Origin of the sequence: Agrobacterium sp. CNPSo 3708 (assembly GCF_028674915.1) — a bacterium.
Classification (GTDB): domain Bacteria; phylum Pseudomonadota; class Alphaproteobacteria; order Rhizobiales; family Rhizobiaceae; genus Agrobacterium; species Agrobacterium cavarae.
Genome location: NZ_JAQZSF010000012.1, coordinates 114,674 through 135,827, shown reverse-complemented (window position 1 = coordinate 135,827; position 21,154 = coordinate 114,674). Strand labels below are relative to the sequence as shown.

The 21,154-nt window shown below is 58.7% G+C and carries 19 protein-coding genes and 1 pseudogene; 11 read left to right on the top strand and 9 right to left on the bottom strand.

Features of this window, described 5'->3' with window-relative positions:
* Positions 1–3,413: pseudogene (locus PVA19_RS21970) on the bottom strand (hypothetical protein); the annotation flags it as partial.
* Between the two features lie 480 nt (positions 3,414–3,893).
* On the opposite strand from PVA19_RS21970, the gene PVA19_RS21965 reads away from it, so the two are divergent.
* Both PVA19_RS21965 and PVA19_RS21960 read left to right on the top strand, forming a co-directional pair.
* Positions 3,894–4,262: an Hpt domain-containing protein gene (locus PVA19_RS21965; RefSeq protein WP_112952677.1), complete on the top strand. Its 369-nt coding sequence runs from the start codon at positions 3,894–3,896 to the stop codon at positions 4,260–4,262.
* A gap of 160 nt (positions 4,263–4,422) precedes the next feature.
* A complete protein-coding gene (locus tag PVA19_RS21960) occupies positions 4,423–4,743 on the top strand; it encodes a 2Fe-2S iron-sulfur cluster-binding protein (RefSeq protein WP_274104171.1) in 321 nt (106 codons plus the stop codon).
* A 299-nt stretch (positions 4,744–5,042) separates the two neighbouring features.
* On the opposite strand, the gene PVA19_RS21955 is transcribed toward PVA19_RS21960, so the two are convergent.
* Positions 5,043–5,672 carry a DUF922 domain-containing Zn-dependent protease gene (locus PVA19_RS21955; RefSeq protein WP_062425461.1) on the bottom strand — a complete coding sequence of 210 codons (630 nt, stop codon included), beginning with the start codon at positions 5,670–5,672 and terminating at the stop codon, positions 5,043–5,045.
* Positions 5,673–5,880: 208 nt separating this feature from the next.
* On the opposite strand from PVA19_RS21955, the gene folP reads away from it, so the two are divergent.
* From folP to folK, 3 genes are read left to right on the top strand one after another with little or no spacing between them, the layout of a single operon-like run.
* Complete coding sequence (gene folP / locus PVA19_RS21950; protein ID WP_440598634.1) at positions 5,881–6,744, top strand: dihydropteroate synthase; 864 nt, start codon at positions 5,881–5,883, stop codon at positions 6,742–6,744.
* Positions 6,741–7,106, top strand: coding sequence for a dihydroneopterin aldolase (folB, locus tag PVA19_RS21945; protein ID WP_062425460.1), 366 nt, complete (start codon positions 6,741–6,743; stop codon positions 7,104–7,106). The genes folP and folB overlap by 4 nt, the downstream gene beginning before the upstream one ends.
* Complete coding sequence (folK, locus tag PVA19_RS21940) at positions 7,099–7,614, top strand: 2-amino-4-hydroxy-6-hydroxymethyldihydropteridine diphosphokinase (RefSeq protein ID WP_274104170.1); 516 nt, start codon at positions 7,099–7,101, stop codon at positions 7,612–7,614. The genes folB and folK overlap by 8 nt, the downstream gene beginning before the upstream one ends.
* A 78-nt stretch (positions 7,615–7,692) precedes the next feature.
* Here the strand turns inward: folK and PVA19_RS21935 are convergent, their stop codons facing one another.
* The 4 genes from PVA19_RS21935 to PVA19_RS21920 all read right to left on the bottom strand — a co-directional run bounded on the left by PVA19_RS21935 (position 7,693) and on the right by PVA19_RS21920 (position 11,538).
* Positions 7,693–8,250, bottom strand: a complete 558-nt coding sequence (locus PVA19_RS21935) for a hypothetical protein (RefSeq protein ID WP_274104169.1) — start codon at positions 8,248–8,250, stop codon at positions 7,693–7,695.
* A gap of 128 nt (positions 8,251–8,378) precedes the next feature.
* A complete protein-coding gene (locus tag PVA19_RS21930; RefSeq protein ID WP_274104168.1) occupies positions 8,379–9,455 on the bottom strand; it encodes a YcjF family protein in 1,077 nt (358 codons plus the stop codon).
* Positions 9,452–10,927 (bottom strand): YcjX family protein, encoded by a 1,476-nt coding sequence (locus PVA19_RS21925; RefSeq protein ID WP_274104167.1) that lies wholly within the window; start codon positions 10,925–10,927, stop codon positions 9,452–9,454. Before PVA19_RS21925 ends, PVA19_RS21930 begins: the two co-directional genes overlap by 4 nt.
* Before the next feature lie 101 nt (positions 10,928–11,028).
* Complete coding sequence (locus tag PVA19_RS21920) at positions 11,029–11,538, bottom strand: SixA phosphatase family protein (protein ID WP_274104166.1); 510 nt, start codon at positions 11,536–11,538, stop codon at positions 11,029–11,031.
* Between the two features lie 268 nt (positions 11,539–11,806).
* Here PVA19_RS21920 and dksA point away from each other — a divergent pair, with 268 nt between their 5' ends.
* Positions 11,807–12,226 carry an RNA polymerase-binding protein DksA gene (gene dksA / locus PVA19_RS21915; protein ID WP_062425454.1) on the top strand — a complete coding sequence of 140 codons (420 nt, stop codon included), beginning with the start codon at positions 11,807–11,809 and terminating at the stop codon, positions 12,224–12,226.
* A gap of 118 nt (positions 12,227–12,344) precedes the next feature.
* Here dksA and PVA19_RS21910 read toward each other — a convergent pair whose 3' ends face one another.
* Both PVA19_RS21910 and PVA19_RS21905 read right to left on the bottom strand, forming a co-directional pair.
* Positions 12,345–13,244 (bottom strand): PhnA-like protein, encoded by a 900-nt coding sequence (locus PVA19_RS21910; protein ID WP_274104165.1) that lies wholly within the window; start codon positions 13,242–13,244, stop codon positions 12,345–12,347.
* Between the two features lie 152 nt (positions 13,245–13,396).
* A complete protein-coding gene (locus PVA19_RS21905) occupies positions 13,397–14,272 on the bottom strand; it encodes an ATP-binding protein (RefSeq protein WP_274104164.1) in 876 nt (291 codons plus the stop codon).
* Between the two features lie 234 nt (positions 14,273–14,506).
* Here PVA19_RS21905 and yajC point away from each other — a divergent pair, with 234 nt between their 5' ends.
* The 5 genes from yajC to PVA19_RS21880 all read left to right on the top strand — a co-directional run bounded on the left by yajC (position 14,507) and on the right by PVA19_RS21880 (position 19,479).
* A complete protein-coding gene (gene yajC / locus PVA19_RS21900; RefSeq protein WP_113260685.1) occupies positions 14,507–14,863 on the top strand; it encodes a preprotein translocase subunit YajC in 357 nt (118 codons plus the stop codon).
* A 63-nt stretch (positions 14,864–14,926) separates the two neighbouring features.
* Positions 14,927–17,488 carry a protein translocase subunit SecDF gene (secDF, locus tag PVA19_RS21895; RefSeq protein WP_274104163.1) on the top strand — a complete coding sequence of 854 codons (2,562 nt, stop codon included), beginning with the start codon at positions 14,927–14,929 and terminating at the stop codon, positions 17,486–17,488.
* Positions 17,488–17,880: an Mth938-like domain-containing protein gene (locus PVA19_RS21890; protein ID WP_062425449.1), complete on the top strand. Its 393-nt coding sequence runs from the start codon at positions 17,488–17,490 to the stop codon at positions 17,878–17,880. Before secDF ends, PVA19_RS21890 begins: the two co-directional genes overlap by 1 nt.
* A 13-nt stretch (positions 17,881–17,893) precedes the next feature.
* The gene (locus PVA19_RS21885) at positions 17,894–18,742 is read left to right on the top strand and encodes a phytoene/squalene synthase family protein (RefSeq protein WP_274104162.1); all 849 of its coding nucleotides are present in this window, start codon (positions 17,894–17,896) and stop codon (positions 18,740–18,742) included.
* A gap of 254 nt (positions 18,743–18,996) precedes the next feature.
* Complete coding sequence (locus tag PVA19_RS21880) at positions 18,997–19,479, top strand: hypothetical protein (RefSeq protein ID WP_113176236.1); 483 nt, start codon at positions 18,997–18,999, stop codon at positions 19,477–19,479.
* Here the strand turns inward: PVA19_RS21880 and trmFO are convergent.
* The gene (trmFO, locus tag PVA19_RS21875) at positions 19,431–20,900 is read right to left on the bottom strand and encodes a methylenetetrahydrofolate--tRNA-(uracil(54)-C(5))-methyltransferase (FADH(2)-oxidizing) TrmFO (RefSeq protein WP_274104161.1); all 1,470 of its coding nucleotides are present in this window, start codon (positions 20,898–20,900) and stop codon (positions 19,431–19,433) included. The two genes, PVA19_RS21880 and trmFO, sit on opposite strands and share 49 nt — an antisense overlap.
* Between the last annotated feature and the right edge of the window lie 254 nt (positions 20,901–21,154).

Below are 21,154 nucleotides of genomic sequence, written 5' to 3'. Positions count from 1 at the left end.
GCCAGACGCTCTTCGGCAGAGGAGAAGGCCATGTCGATAGCCATGGTGCGGCTGTCGAGCGTTTCGGCCAGACGTTCTTCCACGCCGGACACGACGGAGGTGAGGGCGCTGGTGCGGCCATCCAGGGTTTCGGCCAGACGCTCTTCGGCAGAAGAAAAGGCCATGTCGATGGCCATGGTGCGGCTATCGAGCGTATCTGTGATACGCTCTTCCACGCCGGACACAACCGAGGTGAGGGCGTTGGTGCGGCCATCCAGAGTTTCGGCCAGACGCTCTTCAGCGCTGGAGAAGGCGATATTGATCGCCATCGTCCGGCTATCCAATGTGTCGGCGATGCGGCCTTCGACGCCATTGACGGCATCGTTCAGTGCTTGAGTGCGGCTTTCCAACGTATCGGCAATACGGGTCTCGATACCGGAAACGGCCGAGGTCAATGAGGCTGCGCGGCTGTCGAGCGTTTCTGCAATCCGTTCTTCAGCGGACGAGAATGCCATGTCGATGGCCATAGTGCGGCTGTCGAGTGTATCGGCGATGCGCTCTTCCACACCTGCAACAACGCTGTTGAGCGCCAAGGTACGGCTATCCAGCGTGTCGGCCAAACGGCCTTCGACATCGCTGACGATATTGGTGAGGTTCGACGCGCGGGTATCGAGCGTTTCCGCAATCCGCTCTTCGGCTGTAGAGAATGCCATGTCGAGCGCCATGGTGCGGCTGTCGAGAGCATCGGCGATACGATCTTCAACGCCCGCCACGACATTGCCCAAGGCAGAGGTACGGCTATCCAGCGTATCGGCCAAACGGCCTTCGGCACCGCTGACGAGGTTGGTCAGGTTGGACGTGCGGGTATCGAGCGTTTCAGCAATGCGCTCTTCAGCGCTGGAGAATGCCATGTCGAGCGCCATGGTGCGGCTGTCGAGAGCATCGGCAATGCGTTCTTCCACGCCCGCAACGACATTGCCCAAGGCAGACGTGCGGCTGTCCAATGTGTCGGCCAAACGGCCTTCGACGCCGCTGACGAGGTTGGTGAGATTGGACGTGCGGGTATCCAGCGTTTCGGCAATTCGCTCTTCAGCGGTGGAGAATGCCATGTCGAGCGCCATGGTGCGGCTATCGAGTGCATCGGTGATGCGCTCTTCCACACCGGCAACGACGGTGCCGAGTGCGGACGTGCGGCTGTCCAGCGTCTCCGCCAGACGGCTGTCGACATCGTTGACCATGGTCGTCAGAGCAGAGGTCCGCGTATCGAGTGTCTCGGCAATGCGCTCTTCAGCGGTTGAGAACGCCATGTCGAGGGCCATGGTGCGGCTATCGAGCGTATCGGCGATCCGTTCTTCAACGCCGGCAACGACGTGGCTGAGCGCTGCGGTGCGGCTGTCCAACGTGTCGGCAATGCGGTCTTCAACGCCGGAGACGGCACCGGTAATGGCAGCAGCGCGGCTATCCAGCGTTTCGGCCAGGCGACGCTCGACATCGGCGACGACGTTGTTGATGGCGGCGGCTCGCTCATCCAGCAGTGCGGCAAGGTGTTCGGCGGTACCGGCAACCGATGCGGTGATGGCTTCCGAGCGGCTGGCAAGCGCGCTGTCGAAACGATTCTGGCTTTCGGTGAGCGCGCCGAAAAGCTGGGCGCTACGCTCGGCAAGAACCGCATCGATCTTTTCATGCGTGCCGACGATCGCGCTGGAAATCTCGTTGGTGCGGGCGCTCAAGGCGTCCGTCAGTTCGCGGGTGCGCGTTTCGAGCGAGCTTTCCAGCATTTCCTGGCCAGCGCCCAGCGATGTCGCGAGAGCCAGGGACTGGTCGGTGAGGGTGCTGTTCAGGCGATCGATATTGGAACTGAGAATGCCGCTGAGCGAATCCGTGCCGCCTGCAACCGTCTCGTTGATGCGTGCCAGGCTCTCCATCAGCTTGCTGTCGAGCGTGCCGGCGCGCTGATCGAAGGCGCTGGCAAACTCTGCAACATGGGCGTCGAACGCCGTGTTCACCAGGCCGACGGTCGTCTGAAGCTTCTCTTCGAAGAGGCCCGAACGCAGATCGAGATCCATGATCGCATCGTCTGCCGTGCTCTGCAGGCTCTGGCGGAAGGACATGCCCTTCTCTTCCAGCGTCGCGGAGAGCTTGCCGAGCACCGTGTCGAGAGACCCATCGATGACCTGCTGGCCGCGGCTGATATTCTGCGACAGTTCCTGCGTGCGCTTGGTCAGCGTGTCGTTGAGCAGGCGGGTATGCTCGTCCATGGACTGGTTGAGCATTTCCGTGCCGCTCGAAAGTGCGGTCGCATGCGTTGCGAATTTCTCGATCAGAGCATTTCCACGCTCGTCGAACGTATTGGAGAGATCGTGGAGGCGCAGATCGAATTCGTTGTTGAGCGCCGCTCCAGAGCTGTTCAGAGCATTCAGCAGATTCTCGGTCTTCGCTGCAATCAGCGTGCCCATGGCTTCCGTCGAAACGCGGGATTTCTCAAGAAGCGCTGCGGAGCGCGTGTCGATCATCGACGCGAACGCCTCACCACTGGTGGCAAGACGCATGGAAAGCTCTTCACCAACCAGTGACAGCTCTTCCTTTAGCTGCTCCTGAGCGCCGAAGATCGAGGACCGGATACGTTCCGCATGGCTGATAATGGCGTCGCGCTCTGCGGTCAGTTCGTGAACAAGGCCGCGGACGCGCAGTTCGTTGTCGGCATAGCTACGCTCGAGCGCATTGACTTCCGAATGAACCAGCGTCTCAAGCTCGGTCGCGCGGGCAATGGTGCGCTCGATGCCGTCATTCATGGCGGACACTTCGCGGCGAACCGCCTGGCCAACCGACATGATCCGCTCGGATGCGATCGTTTCCGGCTCTGCGAGACGCAGCGCGACTTCTGCCATGGAGCGTGCGGCGTTGCGCAGATCCTTGGCGCGCGCCATCATGATGGCGAAGGCGAAGAACAGCATGATCGGAACGACAATGCCGACCATGATCGCCATCAGGCCAGGAATCGCGAAAAGCTGTGCAATCGAGCCTACATTCCAGATCTGGCCGCCATAGATGGCATGTGCAAGACCGACGCCGGCAATCGCCCAGAAAACCGATACGATCGAAGCATTGCGGATAGCGCCCGTCATGGAGCCGGCCTCCAGCGATCGCAGGATCATGGCCGGGCTACGCTTGGTGCCGTCATTTGCAGCCTCAAGCCCTCCGGCTCGCGACTGCTGCTCGCTCGCCGCACGCGCTGCCGCTGCTTGAGCCGAAGACTGTGCCTGCTGGTCGTTCTTACGCGGTCTATTCTGTTCTGGCACTCTTGCCTCCGCGGGCTTGGGAGTGGACCTTCTACGAGGCTCCGGCTGGTTTTCGTATGCGCCGAGCTGCAAAGCATCTTCAAGTGCCTGATACGCAGTCTCGTCGATCGAGTCGCTAAACTTGTTGTTCGCCATGCGGTTACGCCTCGTTACATATACGCCCGGCTCATGCCGTTCATTCGCCCGCCGCCTGCAAACGAATATCCGCCATCATGCCTGCAAGACACCCTGAACCATCATGGTCGCCCGGTGGCCTGTTCCTCACTAACACCTGAAAGTGGTCACCCAGCTTTAAGGCAAAAAATACATCAGCTTGCCGAATCCGCAAAACCGGGGAAGAGGTGATGCGGCACCGAATAACGGTAGTGACACATTTGCAGCTTTTAAACAATTAACACGGGCGGGGAAGGCAGTCCAAGTGCCTGCTTGTTAACAGTTTTTAAACCCGTAAAAGGCCTGGAAACCCTGAATTATGAGAAGTTTAACATAAATTAACCATAGCGAAAGATTTTCCCGTTATAGGCGCCGCATTTTTAGCGGAAAGCGACAATAGCCTGCTTTGATGTGAAACACATTCAAGCAACTTCTACCCATAGATAATGAAGGATAACGGAAATGGCTGCGCTGAGTATCGCGTTCGAAGCGCCGGACAATCATGGCGGCAACACCGCTACTGGAAAGAAACCGATCGATTTCGCTCTCCTTGCCGCTCAGACGAAGGGTGACAAGGACCTTGAAATCGCTGTTCTTCAGCTCTTCTCGCGGCATGCGCGGTCCATTTTGCAGGAGCTTGCGTTTGCCGATAAGCCCTCGGCGCGCGCGATTGCCGGTCGCCTTAAGGGCTCTGCCGATGCCGTTGGCGCCTTCAAAGTCTCCGCTGCCGCCGAAGCCCTCGAAAATGGCCAGCATGACGGTGCGGCGCTTGCAAAGCTTGCAGCCTCCGTTCTGGAAGCCGAAAACTTCATTCTGAAGCTCTGCCGATAATCTTGAGCGAAGCGGATGGCGTCCGGGCAAATCTGCGCCCGGAACACGACACCTGACTAGGGCCGGTTCGGTTCGCAACCACATTGACGGGTTGCCAATCGCAGCCGGCCTTTCTATGTGTTTAGAAGAATTCTGAAACACTCTGCCTGGATCTTTTGAAATGACCAAACTGACTATCGTTGCTTTCGACGGCACGTCCCATGAACTTGACGTCAGCAACGGCTCCACCGTGATGGAGAACGCTGTTCGCAATTCCGTTCCCGGCATTGATGCTGAATGTGGCGGCGCCTGTGCCTGTGCCACCTGTCATGTCTATGTGGCTGATCAATGGACGGAGCGGGTAGGGCCGCCCGAACCGATGGAGGAGGACATGCTCGATTTCGCTTTCGACGTCCGTCCGACCTCGCGTCTTTCCTGTCAGATCAAGATGACCGACGACCTCAACGGTCTGGTCGTTCACGTCCCTGAGCGCCAGGGCTGATCAAAACTACTGGAAGTCTTTGAAAAGATTGAGCGGCGGTGGCCATAGTCACTCCACCTGCCGCTCCAGTTGGGCGCGTCACCTGCAGGCGGAGAGGAAGACACCTGCGGCTTCATACGCACCGGGAGAGCCCGTGCGATCGTGAATTTCAAGTCTTCGAATATGTCTGTTATCTGGTGCTTTCACCAATACGTGAGTCTGCCTCAGGCGGCCATGACAAGAAATCAACGGTGATTATCCGGCAAAACCTTTTGGTCGGTGACATGGTTGACGCAAGCGCCATGTGCTTCATGCCGTCATCAACGTGAGCCTGCACGTTGTTGAATGCGGTTCTTGAGAAGCCGCGTCATTCTGGCGTCGAAGTTCTTGGACTCGATCTTGTCGAAACGCACCTGATCCTTGTCATGCGCATCCATGACCTCCTGGCTGACTTCCGCGACCATTTTCTGCATGGTCTCGCAATCGGCTTGCGGACGAAGCGCGCGCAGCTTCTGATCAAGATCGCGCGCGTAGCCGCGGGCAATCTCGGCATGCCGTTCCTCATGGCGCTTGATGTCGGCGGCAAGCGTATCCCAGATCAGTGCCAGATCGGCATTGGTGCGACGCCGGTTCGACCAGCGCGGCAGAAGAATCTTCGTGTGCAGCGTGACCTTCACAGTGCCCACGCCGCATCGTCCATTCTTCTCCACATAGGTGAGTTCACCACCGAACTTGATTTCTGTCGCACCCGGATGGCGGAAGCCCGTAGACTTGGTGACCGGGCCGCGCTGCGAAAGCTCGCGATCCAGATCTTCAGCCGTCTTCCCGCCAATGGTGAAATAGGAATAGGTCTTGGTGCTGATGGCCTCGGCGAGAGCCGGACGGTTCAGACATGAGAGCAACAGGGCACCCGCGAGGAGCGCGCGGCAGACAGGTGAAAGCTGCTTCATTTTCCGGCCTTCATGTTGAACTTGCCGGAGGATTGCGGCATAGAGCCCAAGGTGGCCGAAGAAGTGTTAACACGACCCTTCAATCCTTCGTAAAACGTACCGCGCCTGGAGAAAGTCGATACCGGTCTGACAACGACCGATGCGGAAAACGGAGCGGGATCGGTATAGATGGCAAGGCACTCCACGAATTCGGAAAGGCATATGTTACTTGATAACAGCCAGCAGTAATCTGTGGCAAGCGGCCCATGGCCGCTTCCTGAAACTTGATGGACATGGCCTTATCATGGCGATCGTCAACGCCACGCCGGATTCTTTCTCCGATGGGGGACGCTTTGCGACCGTGGACCAAGCCGTCCAGCACGCCTTGGCCTGCGTAAAAGACGGCGCGCACATCGTTGATATCGGCGGTGAATCGACCCGTCCAGGGGCTGCAAATGTGACAGACGCGGAAGAACAGGATCGCGTTCTTCCAGTGATCGAAAAGCTGTCTCGGGAAACGGATGCGCTGATCTCCGTCGATACCTACCGGGCATCGACGGCGCGCGTGGCAATCGAGGCGGGGGCTCACATCGTCAACGACGTCTTCGGCCTGCAGAGAGATACTGACATGGCCAAGGTCGTGGCGGGCTCCGGGGCAGGAGTCTGCATCATGCACACCGGCCGAGAGCGTCAGAAGCTGGACGACGTCGTCGCCGACCAATTCGTTTTTTTGGACCACTCTCTCGCGATCGCCGACGCTGCCGGCATTGCGCGCGATCGTATCGTGCTTGATCCCGGCTTCGGCTTTGCCAAGGATGTGGATGAAAATGTCGCACTAATGTCGCGTTTCGATGAGCTTGCAGCCTTCCGCCTGCCTATGCTGGCTGGCACGTCCCGCAAGCGCTTCATCGGCGCGCTGACCGGGCGGGAAGCAGCGGATGAGCGCGATGTGGGAACGGCGGCAACAACCACGATCTTACGTCTTGCAGGCGCGGTCATTTTCCGCGTTCATAACGTGTCCATGACAAGGGATGCCTTGGCTGTCGCCGATGCTGTCCTCGACCAGAAGAAGCGACAGGAGACACGCGCTTGAGCCGTTACACGATCCTATTGAAAAACTGTTCGTTCTTCGCTCGCCATGGCCTGCTGGAGCAGGAAGAGGTTCTGGGCCAGCGCTTCTTCGTCGACGCCGAAATGGATGTCGAGGCCGGAGATGCGCTCGAGACGGACGAGATCGGCAACACCGTGGATTACGGTGTGGCCTTCGCCGTCATCGAAAAGATCGTCGTCGGCCAACGGCGCTATCTGATCGAAGCTTTGGCCAACGATATCGCAACGGCGCTTCGGCAGCGTTACCCGCAAATCGTGCGGGTCAAGATCACCGTGCGCAAGCCCTCGGCGCCTGTTCCGGGCATTCTCGATTACGCTCAGGTCTGCGTCGAGCAGCATGCCTGAGATGTGGACCTCCGCAACGCTCGGTCTCGGGGGCAATATCGGTGATCCGAGGGCAGCCATGGCCAAAGCGCTGGCTGCTTTAAGCGACCGTAGCGATTGCCGCCTTGTGTCTGTGTCTGAGCTCTACCGCACACCGCCCTGGGGCAAGACCGATCAGGCCGATTTCTTCAACTGCTGCGCTTTGATCGAAACGGCGCTGCCTGCCGAGGCCTTGCTCGATCTCTGCCTTGATATTGAACGCGGGATGAAACGCGTTCGCCTTGAGCGCTGGGGACCGCGCACCATCGATATCGATGTGCTGATCTATGGCGACGCGCAGGTCCTGACGGAGCGTGTCGAAATTCCCCATCCCAGAATGACGGAGCGAGCCTTCGTCTTGATGCCGCTTGCCGATATTGCGCCGGATCTGGTGGTGAAGGGCAGGCGGGTGATCGAGTGGCTGGCAGATGCTGATAAGACGGGCCCGTGCGTCCTATTGGACGCACAAAGGACGCTCTATCTTCTTTGATCTACGCATCGTGCTTTCCGAAAATCGATTCCGATTTTCGGGCCGATGCTGTAGCAATCAGAATTGGATTGAGGCGCTTTACGGCTTGATCGAACCGACCGCCATCGAGTCGACATTGCGTGCCAATGTCAGGCCGATCACGGGAATCATCTGGTCTGCGACCTTCACCGAGATCGTGATGTTCATCGACTTGTTGTCTTCCATCACACGGGCAACCATGGCGCCGTTGAGTTTCGCGCGGTTGATGCCGAGCACCACCTTGTCGCCGCTGACCTGTCCGGAGGTGACGTCCAGTCCCTTGCCTTCGGAGCCGTCAAGGAACTTGCCCTCATAGCCGCTGCCGTTCTTGGCAATGATGGCGGACATGGGCTGCTTGAAGACGCCAACGCGGCAGGTGCCCCCAAGCTTGATGCCGGTCTCTTTTTCACCCAGCGGTTCGCCGGTGAGATCGCAATTGAACTTGGTGCCCTTGTACTTGCCCGCGACGATCTCGCCCGGGCCGGACCACGTGCCGGCGACCGATCCGAAAAAGACATCGTCACGCGATGCGGCTTGAACGTCGGAAACTGCGAGCCCGCTGCTCACGGACATAACGGCGGCAAGCCCGCCCAGAAGCGAAAAGAAGCGCGAAAACATGATACTTTCCCTGGCGAGTAGGTCGCTTTGTGTGGGAGCAATCTATGTCGCGAATGGTTAACGCTTGGTATATTTCGCCGAAATAAGGATAACGAATTGTAACCATTTGGTCCTGAAGAGCCCTGAAATCAGGGCTTTTCCGTCTTTAAACCACCTTTCAGATCCGGTGTGAGATCGGACATGAAGTCGCTGATGCCAGGCCGTTTGAGAGCCCGGAAAGGAAGCGGGCGGCAGAGGTCCATTGCGGCAATACCGATCCGTGCGGTCATCAGTCCATTGATGACACCCTCGCCGAGACGGGCCGAAAGGCGTGAGGCGAGACCATGTCCAAGCACCTGCTGAGCAAGCCCATCACCCACCGCAATCGAGCCTGTCACCGCCAAATGGGCAATCACATCACGCAGCAGCCGGATCATGCCGAGTGTGCCGGGACGTCCGCCATAAAGTTCTGCCATGGCGCGAACAAGCCGGGTCACTTCAAACAGAACATAGGCCAGATCGACGATCGCCCGCGGGCTGACGGCAGTCACGACGGAGACGCGCTTGGACGAGTTGAGAATCAGCGCACGCGCCTGCCGGTCAAGCGGGGTCAAAAGCTCCCTTTCGGCAAGCTCCATCAGATGCGGGCCGTCGATCACATCGTTTTCGGTGTCCTTCAGGGCGGAACGACCTTTTGCTGTCTCCGCCCGGTGAGAAAGGACAGCCGTCAGTTTTGTGATAACCGAGCGCGCGGCAGACGCCTTCTTTTGGCTGGCAGCGTCGTGCGCATCGGCTTTCAGTGACTGCACCGCATTCAACCGCATGATTCCGAAGACTTCTCGCCCGACGAGCAAGAGGACGGCGAAGACGGCAACGATGAGAGCGATGCTTGCCGTGTACCCCAACCAGTCAGAGCGCGAAAACAGGTCGCGGATCAGCTGGTCCGCCCACAGCCCGAAGGCAAGTGACAGAAGAACGCCAACTGCGCCGAGAGCAAGCTTGCCGAAGGAGAAGCGGTGACGACGCGGTTCAGCCACGGGAAGCGGTGCTGCATCGATTTCTTCCGGTGCCAGGAATGGATCCTCTTCATCCGGTACCATGGACACATCGCTATCGAAGCTGCGTGGCTGACGCCGTAGCAAAGCCGTCGGCGCGTCTTGTCTCGCTTCCGTCTCCAGCGTGAAAGCAGCAGGTCTGCGGGAAGAGCCGTTAGTATCGTCTTTCATGCGAGCTTGTCTCCAAACAGGAACTGCATCGCGCGGTCGAGCCGGATATGCGGAACCGAGAGCTTGATGCCGCCAGCCGTCTCTTCGAGCTTCGGCGGACGAAAGCGGATGACGTTGACGTCCGGCAGGTCTGCCGAAGCGCCCTGCGCGTCGATCTGGCGAAACAGCGGCTCGGGGTCTTCCGGCAGATCGCCGGGGAAGATTGCCGTGCTGCGATTGCCATCGAAGACCTCACCATTGATCGTCTCGCCGGCAATCGGCGTCCCGACGATGACCGGCAATGACACGCCGTCCTGACGCACGCTTGCTTCCTTCGTCGCGCGCACCGAGGCAAGCGCCATGACTTCGATACCCGCCCCACTCATGCCGATCGCCGTCACGGCGCGATCGACCAGACGCGCTGTAAGATTTTCCAGCCGATCATGACTTTCGTGGTGCAGATGATCCGCCTTGGTCGCGGCCACCAGCACCTTGTCGATTCGCCGTCCGACGAGTGACGAGAGCAGGCTGTTCTTGCCAGGGCGGAAACAGGCAAGCACATCGCCAAGCGCGCGCTCCAGATCCTGCACCGCTTCTGGTCCTCGATTGACCGCCTGCAGCGCATCGATGAGGACGATCTGCCTGTCGAGACGGGCGAAATGTTCGCGGAAGAACGGCTTCACCACGATCGACTTATAGGCCTCGAAGCGCCGCTCCATCATGGCCCGGAGCGATCCCTTGGCAGCCTTCTCGGTGCCGATACCGGGAAGAGGTGAAAAGGTGAGGGCAGGCGAGCCTTCGAGATCACCCGGCATCAGGAAGCGACCGGGCGGCAATGTCGAAAGCGAACGCTCATCGGATTTGCAGGCCTTGAGATAGGCCGCGAAGCTTTCTGCCAGGCGCTTGGCGGTCATCTCGTCGGCAGGTGCATCGATATCGAGAGAGGACGCAATCTCCAGCCAATCGCGGGCAAGTTCGGCGCGCACACCTGTCTGCGCCAGCGAGACCGTGTTGTCGCTGAAGGTCTTGTAATCCTGTGCCAGCAGTGGCAGATCGAGCAGCCATTCCCCTGGATAATCGACGATATCGATGGACAGCCTGCCAGGGGAGAACCACCGTCCCCAGCCGCTCGCGCTCTGGTAATCCAACGTGATGCGCAGCTCCGAAATCGCGCGCGTGGAGTCCGGCCAGACGCGGTCTCGCACCAGTGCCTGGATGTGATCTTCGTATTGGAAGCGCGGAATGGCGTCATCGGGTTGCGGCTCCAGGCGCACATTCGACACCCGGCCGGACCGGGTCGCCTCGAAGAGTGGCAGGCGTCCACCATTCAGGAGATTATGGACGAGCGACGAGATGAAGACCGTCTTGCCCGCGCGCGAAAGTCCCGTCACACCAAGCCGCAATGTTGGATTGGCAAGCGCACTTGCCCGGTCGGCAAGGTTGTCGAGGGCGATCAATGCACTGTCGGTGAAGGATGTCAGGGATGGTGGCAATGACTCTTCCTAAAAATAATCGGTTTCCCGAAAATATATAGGGTTATCGCATGCTCAAAAAAGAAGCGCTGAAGAAAGTTTTGCTTGGCCTTCGATCTTGGCTATGGCGTCAGAAAGTCGATGAGGCGCCAGGAGTCGCGCTTGGCTTTGTCCCTAGACGCGCAGTCCAGCACCGCGAGCCCGGCCGTGGGAAACCCGTGCGGCAGCGACGCTTCGAGGATGTCGCGGCCGAGCAAAGCTTCAGCAACGGCCTCCATGGTCGGATTATGTCCCACAAGCATGAGGGAGGAAACCTTGTCCTGTGCCAGCGCGAGATTGAGATAGGTTTCAGCCTGTGCGTTATACATTTCCTCCAGATAGGACGCTTCAATGGCTCCCCCGAATGAATGCAGGAAAATCCGCGTGGTTTCGCGACATCGGGTGGCGGCGGAGCTGATCACGAGCTCCGGGCGATAGTTTTTTTCCGCGGCGGATTTGCCGATGAGAGCGGCCTCGGCCTTGCCCTCCTCGGTCAGCCTTCTATCGAAATCGCGTTCGCCGGGTTCCGCCCATCCTGCCTGGGCGTGACGCAACAGATAAAGCCGGAAAGTTTGCTGTTGAGACGGCGCCATTCCGGAGCATCCTAATGCAATCAAAGAGGGAGAACGATGTTTACAGGAGGAGGGGGCAAACTCGCAAGAGGCGTCGATCGCGAAGCAAGTCTAGATAAAGTGATTGAAGAAATAATCCGTGACGTCGCAATAATGTATAAAAAATAGTCGTTTAGATGATTTTTATGACAGATTTAAAAATGCCTAAAAACGAATCTCCAGACTTGAATGGCTACACGGCATTGGAGTATACCCCCGCCATATGAGATGTTCTTCGAGGAGAATCGCGTTGAGTGAGAAGATCGATCTTAGTAACTATGTGCTCTCGGAAAACGATGAGTTCATGAATGCCAACCAGCGCGCCTATTTTAGGGCCAAGCTGATCGGTTGGAAAAACGACATTTTGCGAGAAGCGCGCGAGACACTCGGTCATCTCGCAGAGGAAAGTGCCAATCACCCTGATCTGGCGGACCGCGCTTCATCCGAAACCGACAGAGCCATCGAACTTCGAGCCCGCGATCGTCAGCGCAAGCTGATTTCCAAGATTGACGCCGCCCTTCAGCGCATCGAGGACGGAACCTACGGCTACTGCGAGGAAACAGGCGAGCCGATCGGTATCAAGCGTCTGGATGCTCGCCCGATCGCAACTCTGTCGATCGAGGCGCAGGAGCGTCACGAGCGTCGCGAAAAAGTGTACCGTGACGAGTAGTCAGTCCTATCAGATACGATGATCAGAAGGCCGCCTCAGAAATGAGGCGGCCTTTTTCATGTCCTCATAAAAATGCCCGCGACTTGCGCGGGCATTCCAGACGATCTTTCGATCGATATTATTCGACGACGACGTCGCCCTCGCGGTAAGCGCGGCTTGTGCCGACGCTGCCACCGAAGAGAGCGGCAACCGCACTGACCAGAAGCGCGCCAAAGGCAACGTAAGAGGCTGTCGACACGGCGGTCGCAGTTGCCTGAGCAGCTTCGGTCGCACGAACCTTGGCCTGCTCTACAGCCTGACGGTACTGATTTTCGTAGTCCGTCACCTGCTGGCGGGCCTGATCGACCGGGATATTCTGTGCGCGGGCAAGGGCGTCGGCAGCACGGTTGCGTGCATCTTCAGCCTGAGCCTGGTCGCCGGTCAGCACGGCGCGGACGGCGCTGACGGCTGTATCGCGCAGCGCCTGCGGATCGTTTCCGCCGCTCGCATCGCGAATGCGCTGCTCGATACCCGCCAAGGGATCGGAGGTGTTGGCAAGCGCGGGGGCCGCAGTCGTCGCAGCGGTTGCGATTGTCGAGCCTGCGCCGGAGAAGACGCTCGTGACGCCGGTGAATGCACCGCCGATCAGCGCGCCAACCGAGGTGGTCAGCATATAGAAGACGATCAGCGTGGTTACAGCCCAGGTGGTCAGGCCATGAAGGGCGCCAGTGGAGCGGACGGCGCGGCCAGACAGGCGGCTAGCGACATAGCCACCGACGAAGGACGAGATGATGCCGCTGGCGATGATCCAGATGACGGAGCCGGTCGAAAGCGACATCGCCGATGGCGTATCGTTACGAGCAGGGTCGATCACGCCAGCACCTATGGCGGCGCCGAGAATGTTGAGAACCAACTGAAGCGTCAGTGCCACGGCGACACCGGCAAAAACGCCACCCCAGGAAATACGTGTCACGGCTTCCGGCAAGACTGCGCTGCGCGCGGCCACCGTCGATGTTGCATAGCGGACCTGATCGGCCATTTAAGACTCTCCTAATGTATCGCGCGATGGTTGCGCATGCGGAGCAACGGCCTTCCCATCCGTTGGTTCCATTGTGCACTAAGTTCTCGCAGATACCGAAGCGTCTCGGATTTAATGCCTATCGCTGTGGTTGTGATCAATCACTTATCTGTCTATCGCTGGTCCAGAGGCTTGCGCAGACGCCCGGCTGCATCCTGAATATATTGCCAGGCCACGCGACCGGATCTGCCGCCACGTGTCGTCGCCCATTCCAGCGCTTCGCGGTGCAGGACATCGCGAGCGAGACCGAGGTCGAAATGGTCCGCATAGCCATCGATCATCGCCAGGTAATCATCCTGGCTGCATTTATGGAACCCAAGCCATAGGCCGAAGCGATCGGACAGCGAGACTTTTTCCTCGACCGCTTCAGATGGATTGATGGCAGTCGACTGCTCATTTTCCATCATGTGTCTCGGCAGGAGATGACGGCGGTTGGAGGTCGCGTAGAACAGTACGTTCTCAGGGCGGCCCTCAATACCGCCGTCCAGTGCCGCCTTCAGAGACTTATAGGCCGTATCGTCATGGTCAAAAGAAAGATCGTCGCAGAAGAGGATGATTCTGTGCGGAGCGGCTTGCAGAATGTCGAGGAGGACGGGCAAGGTATGAATGTCTTCGCGGTGCACCTCGACGAGCTTTAACGACGTGCCGCTTGCGGTGCGCACGTCTTCGTGAACCGCCTTCACCAGCGATGATTTGCCCATGCCGCGCGCGCCCCAAAGCAGCACATTGTTGGCAGCAAAGCCTTCTGCGAAGCGCAGCGTGTTCTCGTGCAGGATATCCCGGACGTGGTCCACACCGCGGATCAGCGTCAGCGCAATTCGGTTAGGACGCGGCACGGGCTGCAGCCAGGCATTGGCAGGCGTCCAGACGAAACAATCGGCGCTATTCCAGTCATTTGACGCAGGTGCGGGGCCTGAGAGCCGCTCCACGGCGTCGGCAAGACGGCGAAGTTCGAGAAGCAGGAGTGCGCTGGTTTCTTCTGACGTCATGATCGATGCTCCTTGTCGACTTTCCCCGGCCCATTGAACCCGGTCAAATGCCGGAACAGACGTGGAATTTGCGCGGCCTAGCATGGTGTTTCATGCCCCGAAAGAGTATGAGCCGTGGAAACGGTACGGGGGTCGAAGTCTTTCTGTTGCATTCTAGGGGATCGCAACTATATTCCGGCGGCTTGAAAGCTGGCCAGTGGCTTAAGACTGTGCCTGAAATCTGAGGAGTTTTTTATGTTCATTAGCCAAGCCTTTGCTCAGGATGCAGCGGGCACACCATCGGCTTTCGGATCCGGCCTGGAAATGCTTTTCCTTTTCGCCCCGCTCATGGTCGTGTGGTACTTTTTCCTGATCCGTCCGCAGCGCGCGCAAATGAAGAAGCGTCAGGAGACGCTCACCAACATTCGTCGTGGCGATCAGGTCGTGCTGGGCGGCGGCATTGTCGGCAAGGTGACCAAGGTTATCGACGATAACGAACTTGAAGTCGAAATTGCCGAAGGCGTCAAGGTCCGCGCATCGCGTACCTATATCGCCGAGGTTCGTGTCAAGGGTGAGCCGGTCAAGACCGAAGCTCCTGCTAACGCGAAGTAACAATAAGCAGGCTGCGCATCGACGCGGCCTGGGTTTTCTAACCCAACCCTGACCGAGACCGAAATGCTTCATTTTTCCCGCTGGAAAACAGTCTTCATCTGGTTGATCGTGCTGATAAGCGCCGTCATCGCTTCCCCCAACCTGTTCACGGACAAGCAACTGGAGGGAATGCCAAACTGGTACAAGCACAACAAGGTGACGCTTGGTCTCGACCTTCAGGGCGGTTCCTACATCATGCTCAAAGTCGAGCGTTCCGACATCGTCAAGGAACGTCTCGAAACCATCGTCGGCGACGTCCGCGCCCAGTTGCGCGACGCCAATATCCGCTATTCCGGTCTGGCCGGTAACGGCCAGCAGATTCAGGTTCGCATCACCGATCCGGCTCAGTATGAGGCGGCCAAGAATGCGTTGAAAGATCTGACACTGCCAGTCTCGGTCGGTACGCTGACCGGTGGCTCGGTGCAGGAAGTGACGATGAGCGACGGTGGCGACAATCTCTTGCGCCTGAACCTCACCGATGCAGGCATCGATTATCGCCTGTCTTCTGCCGTTGCCCAGTCGATCGAAGTCGTCCGCCGCCGCGTCGACGAACTCGGCACGACGGAACCGCTGATCGTGCGCCAGGGCAATGACCGTATCATCGTTCAGGTTCCGGGCCTCCAAGATCCGCAGCGCTTGAAGTCTCTGTTGAACCAGACAGCCAAGCTTTCCTTCCGCATGGTGGATACATCCATGCCGGTTCAGGAAGCGTTGAACGGACGCCCACCTGCGACAGATGAAATCCTCTATTCGCAGGACGACCCGCCGGTTCCTTACCTTGTCGAGCGCCGTGCGCTGGTCTCGGGCGACAATCTTGTCGATGCGCAGGCAAGCTTCAACCAGCAGACCAATGAGCCTGTTGTGACATTCCGCTTCGACAGCCGCGGTGCGCAGCGTTTCGCCCAGGCCACCCAGCAGAATGTCGGTAAGCCTTTCGCCATCGTCCTCGATAATAACGTTATTTCTGCACCCGTGATCCGCGAGCCAATCATCGGCGGTTCGGGCCAGATTTCCGGTAACTTCACCGTTCAGGGTGCAAATGACCTCGCGGTTCTCCTGCGAGCCGGCGCCCTGCCTGCGACGTTGACGGTGGTGGAAGAGCGGACCGTCGGTCCAAGCCTTGGTAGTGACTCCATCAATGCCGGCCTGACCGCGAGTGCCATCGGCGCCATCGGCGTCGTCCTTTTCATGTTTATCTTCTATGGCTTCTTCGGCCTGCTGGCAAATATCGCGCTTGTCATCAATATCGTGATGCTCCTGGCGCTCCTAAGCGTTATCGGATCGACACTGACCTTGCCGGGGATTGCCGGTATCGTCTTGACGATCGGTATGGCAGTGGACTCGAACGTTCTGATCTACGAGCGAATTCGCGAGGAAGTCAAAGCTGGCAAACCGTTGATATCGTCGCTTGAGAACGGCTTTACCCGCGCCTTCGCCACCATCATCGACGCCAACCTGACCACCTTTATCGTGGCCTGCGTGCTCTTCTATATGGGTACCGGACCGGTGAAGGGCTTTGCGGTCACGCTCGCCGTCGGTATCGTGACGACTGTCTTTACCGCCTACACGCTGACGGCTTGGCTGTTTGGTGTCTGGGTTCGTCGCAGCCGTCCCAAGCATCTGCCGAAAGGCATCCGCACCGGCATGTTTGACGGCAAGGATATTCCTTTCATGAAGTACCGTCGCATCGTCTTCGGTATTACCGGCGTCATCATGCTGACCTGCCTTGGCGGCTTCATGACCAAGGGTCTGAACCTTGGCATCGACTTCCAGGGCGGCTCGATCATCGAGGTGCAGTCGAAAAGCGGTCCTGCCGATATCGCAGATATTCGTGAGCGCCTGAGCCAGTTGAACCTTGGAGAAATTCAGGCTCAAAGCTTCGGTTCTCCCGACGACGTTCTGATCCGCATCCAGGCGCAGGAAGGCGGCGAGAATGCCGAGCAGTCCGCAATCACGATGATCCGTGGCGAGTTGCAGGATAAGTATGACTTCCGCCGCGTGGAAGTTGTGGGACCGGCCGTCTCGGGCGATCTCACCGTCACCTCGACCATCGGCATCGCGCTCGCCATGATCGCGATCATGATCTACATCTGGTTCCGCTTCGAGTGGCAGTTTGCGCTCGGTGCGATCATCTCCATGGTCCACGACGTGGTCTTCACCATAGGCCTCTTCGTCTTCCTGGGGATCGAGTTCAACCTCACCAGTATCGCGGCGATATTGACCATTATCGGTTACTCGCTGAACGATACGGTGGTCATTTACGACCGAATTCGAGAGAACCTGCGGCGCTACAAGAAGATGCCGCTGTCCATGATCATCGACGTCTCTCTGAACCAGACGCTGTCGCGCACGATCTTGACCGGCCTGACCGTCATGCTTGCGCTGCTATCGCTCTACCTCTTCGGTGGAGAGGTCATACGCTCCTTCACCTTCGCCATGCTCTTCGGTGTCGGTATCGGTGTGTTCTCGTCGATCTACATCGCGGCTCCTGTTCTGATCGCCTTCAATCTGCGTCCGACCAGCACGGATGCCGATGACAAGGATGACCAGAAGGCGCATTCGATCAGCGGCAAACCGGCAGTCTGATGGCTGGCGGAATCGAAATACGCCCGGCCCATTTTCCTGGCCGGGCGCCCATTGATGCTTATGGAAATGGCGGCTTTCGCTTTGCCGAGATGTCGCATCGCGGCTCGCTTCTTTGCCTGCCTTCCGGCATTCACGGATGGGACGTGACCGATCCCTCGCAGCTTTCGGTCGATAACTTCACCAAGGTTTTGGAACAAGCGGCCGACATCGAGTTTCTATTGATCGGCATGGGTGACTCCATGCGCGTCGTCCCGAGAGAGTTGAAGGCCGCCTTGAAAGAGGCTGGCATCTCTGTCGATCCGATGAGCACGGGTGCTGCGGTCAGAACATACAACATCATGCTTTCCGAATCGCGGGCAGTGGCCGCCGCCCTGATTGCGGTCGAAGGCTGAAGAACGGTTATCGATGACAGACCTGCCGGCGGATAATGGCGCGTGCCTGACGATGCTGCGTGACATGGATCGCGACAGATATCTCGCATGCCTCCTTGCGCCGGAAGACAAGCGCGGTGATCTCGCGGCCCTTTACGCTTTCAACGCCGAGATTGCCCGTATCCGCGACGTCGTTCGCGAGCCGCTTCCAGGCGAAGTGCGCATGCAGTGGTGGCGCGATCTCCTGGAGGGAAATCCGCATGGGGACAGTGTCGGCCATCCTGTTGCCGCAGCACTGCTCAACGCGATCGCCACCCATAATCTACCGCGGCAGACTTTGATCGACATGATCGAAGCGCGCATCTTCGATCTCTACGATGACGTCTTCGAGAATCGCAACGCTCTCGAGGGTTATGCGGGCGAGACGGCCTCTGCATTGATACAGCTATCCAGCATCGTGCTTTCGCCGGATGATGCAGCGAGAAACGCCGAGACCGCGGGCCACGCAGGCGTTGCCCAGGCCATGGCTGGCATGCTGCTGTTGATGCCGCTGCATCGCCGTCGAGGTCAGGTATATGTCCCGCAGGACGTTCTGTCGGTAGCCGGATTGAACCGCGAGAGTTTTCTGGAAGGCAAGGACCGTGAGAAGGTCGGTGCGGCGATCGAGATATTCTGCGCACATGCTCAGGATCATCTGAACAAGGCGCGCCAAACGTCCCTGCCTAAAGCGGTCGTTCCCGCTTTCTTGCCCGTGGCACAGGTCGAGGCTGTGTTGAAGGCGGCACGTCGCGCAGGCGCGGACGTTGTTGAAAACGGCATCCAGCTCTCATTGCTCCGTCGCCAGTGGCTGCTCGCTAAGGCCGCCTATCTGAAGCGGTTCTAGAGCGTGGCACGCAAAGCCGCAGCGGCTTTGCGATGACGATATGCCTTCAAAGCGCAGTGGGTCTTTTGGGCGCTCCACCTTTTTGAAATCTCAGCACGATGCGTGAGGCGCGCTTCACCTCCGCGCAAGTCTTGGTTGCTAAGCCGCTTGATGAGCTGGTATGGACGACAGCATTGTCCAATACGTGATTTCGAGAAGTCAGAGCGTGTCTTGTAGGTCCCGAAGGGCTGACGACGCTCCAAGGAGTGACAGAGATGAGCCTTACCATTTGGATCATCATCCTCGCGCTTTTGATCGCGGTCGCGATCTATCTCTGGCGCCTGAAGCGTTTCTCGGAAGGCGAAAGCAGCTACGATACGGGGCAGGCCATTTTGGATTTCGCCCGGGCCTTTCCCAATGAGGCGATCCGCAGCCTGCACATGACCGCCGACGGCAACGCCGTTTTTGTTCGGTTGCACGACAACAAGGCTGGCTTCATGCGCAACATGGGCAAGCACAATGCCTGCATGATGCTGAACCCGGAGCGCATCACGGTGGAACATCTGGAAAGCGGCGACGGTTTTGTCGTCACCTTCATCGACACGCCGAAATATAGCGGTGCCTATCGTTTCAAGACGATTGGGGAGGCCGCAGAAGTGTCTCTCTGGTTGCTCGGCAGCTATCTGGAGGCAGCGGATGCAGAGCCCGATCAGCCTAAGGAAGCTGACGCCAGCTCCTCACCTTCCTCCGCGACCTGATTAAGAACCGGCGCTTCGACGCCAAGCCATGTCGCGCAATCTCGCAGCGCGCGGGCGCACATCAACTGACGCTTCATGATGGTCTTGTCCTTGCCGCGGAAGCGCTTCACGCCTTCGGGCTTGACGATCGAGCCCGGCGCGAGCTCAGGAAACAGGCCGAAATTGACATTCATCGGCTGGAATGAACGCTTGCCCGGTTCTTCATCGGTGGAAAGATGCCCGCCTGTAATGTGGTTGAGCAGGGCGCCAAGCGCAGTCGTCGCCGGCGGCAGGCGGACCGGCTCGCCTTTGTGCTCGGCACTGGCGAACCGACCGCAAAGCAGCCCGATGGACGCACTCTCCACATAGCCTTCGCAGCCGGTAATCTGGCCGGCAAAACGGATGTCCGGACGGGACTTCAGCTTCAGCGACGGATCGAGCAGCCGCGGCGAATCGATATAGGTGTTGCGGTGCAGGCCACCGAGACGCGCGAACTCGGCGTTTTCCAGGCCTGGAATCATGCGGAAGACGTCCGCCTGGGCGCCATATTTCAGCTTCGTCTGGAAGCCGACCATGTTGTAAAGCGTGCCAAGCGCATTGTCCTGACGCAGCTGCACCACCGCATAGGGCTTGACTGTCGGGTTATGGGCATTGGTCAGACCCATCGGCTTCATCGGGCCGTGACGAAGCGTTTCGCGTCCGCGTTCCGCCATGATCTCGATCGGCAGACAGCCATCGAAATAGGGAGTGCCTTCCCATTCCTTGAAGCCCACCGTATCGCCGGCGATCAGCGCATCGATGAAGGCATGATACTGCGCCTCATCCATGGGGCAGTTGATGTAGTCCTTACCGTTGCCACCAGGGCCCACCTTGTCGTAGCGGGACTGATACCAGCAGATATCCATGTTGATGCTGTCGCGATGGACGATCGGTGCGATTGCGTCAAAGAACGCCAGCGCATCTTCGCCTGTTTCCGCCTGGATGGCGGCGGCAAGCTCGGGCGCGGTGAGCGGGCCTGTGGCAATGATCGTGTTGCCCCATTGCTTCGGTGGGAGGCCCGGAACAACTTCGCGAACAATGGTAATGAGTGGATGCGCCTCAAGTTGCGCCGTAACCGCTTCGGAAAAGCCATCACGGTCGACGGCGAGAGCGCCGCCGGCGGGAACCTTGTGCTTGTCGGCGCAGGCCATAATGAGCGAGCCCGCCAGACGCATTTCCGCATGAATGACACCGACGGCATTGGCCGTCGCATCGTCGGAACGGAAGGAGTTGGAGCAAACGAGTTCAGCAAGGCTGTCACCCTTGTGAGCATCCGTGCCCCGAACGCCGCGCATTTCGTGCAGGATGACGGGAATGCCAGCCTGGGCGATCTGCCAGGCCGCTTCCGAGCCGGCAAGGCCGCCGCCGATGACGTGGATGGGAGAGTTCATATTGTCTTGCATCGCGCGCTCACGTTGCCAACCGGCACAAAGGTTGCTGCGGGTCGACCATCTTTCTTGATTGGCTTAGCCTCACTCTGAGGAGGCATTTGCCCGATGCAGTATCACGAGCAGTGTGGACCGCCAAACTTTTTCGAAAGCCTGCGAGCCTCCGACCTCAGGAGAAGGAGATTCATGCGACGATCGTGAGCGACCCTCAAGAATCAAAAAACGGCGCTCGTGGCGCCGTTTTTTTGCCTGTCGCTCAGCCATCCGGT

Coding starts and splice junctions, on each gene's coding strand:
- PVA19_RS21965 (WP_112952677.1), top strand. CDS start 3,894: ATGGCTGCGCTGAGTATCGCGTTCGAAGCGCCGGACAATCATGGCGGC.
- PVA19_RS21905 (WP_274104164.1), bottom strand. CDS start 14,272: ATGACGTCAGAAGAAACCAGCGCACTCCTGCTTCTCGAACTTCGCCGT.
- PVA19_RS21930 (WP_274104168.1), bottom strand. CDS start 9,455: ATGAAAGACGATACTAACGGCTCTTCCCGCAGACCTGCTGCTTTCACG.
- yajC (WP_113260685.1), top strand. CDS start 14,507: ATGTTCATTAGCCAAGCCTTTGCTCAGGATGCAGCGGGCACACCATCG.
- PVA19_RS21910 (WP_274104165.1), bottom strand. CDS start 13,244: ATGGCCGATCAGGTCCGCTATGCAACATCGACGGTGGCCGCGCGCAGC.
- PVA19_RS21920 (WP_274104166.1), bottom strand. CDS start 11,538: ATGGCGCCGTCTCAACAGCAAACTTTCCGGCTTTATCTGTTGCGTCAC.
- PVA19_RS21890 (WP_062425449.1), top strand. CDS start 17,488: ATGGCTGGCGGAATCGAAATACGCCCGGCCCATTTTCCTGGCCGGGCG.
- PVA19_RS21935 (WP_274104169.1), bottom strand. CDS start 8,250: ATGTTTTCGCGCTTCTTTTCGCTTCTGGGCGGGCTTGCCGCCGTTATG.
- folK (WP_274104170.1), top strand. CDS start 7,099: ATGCCTGAGATGTGGACCTCCGCAACGCTCGGTCTCGGGGGCAATATC.
- PVA19_RS21955 (WP_062425461.1), bottom strand. CDS start 5,672: ATGAAGCAGCTTTCACCTGTCTGCCGCGCGCTCCTCGCGGGTGCCCTG.
- trmFO (WP_274104161.1), bottom strand. CDS start 20,900: ATGCAAGACAATATGAACTCTCCCATCCACGTCATCGGCGGCGGCCTT.
- PVA19_RS21885 (WP_274104162.1), top strand. CDS start 17,894: ATGACAGACCTGCCGGCGGATAATGGCGCGTGCCTGACGATGCTGCGT.
- secDF (WP_274104163.1), top strand. CDS start 14,927: ATGCTTCATTTTTCCCGCTGGAAAACAGTCTTCATCTGGTTGATCGTG.
- PVA19_RS21880 (WP_113176236.1), top strand. CDS start 18,997: ATGAGCCTTACCATTTGGATCATCATCCTCGCGCTTTTGATCGCGGTC.
- PVA19_RS21960 (WP_274104171.1), top strand. CDS start 4,423: ATGACCAAACTGACTATCGTTGCTTTCGACGGCACGTCCCATGAACTT.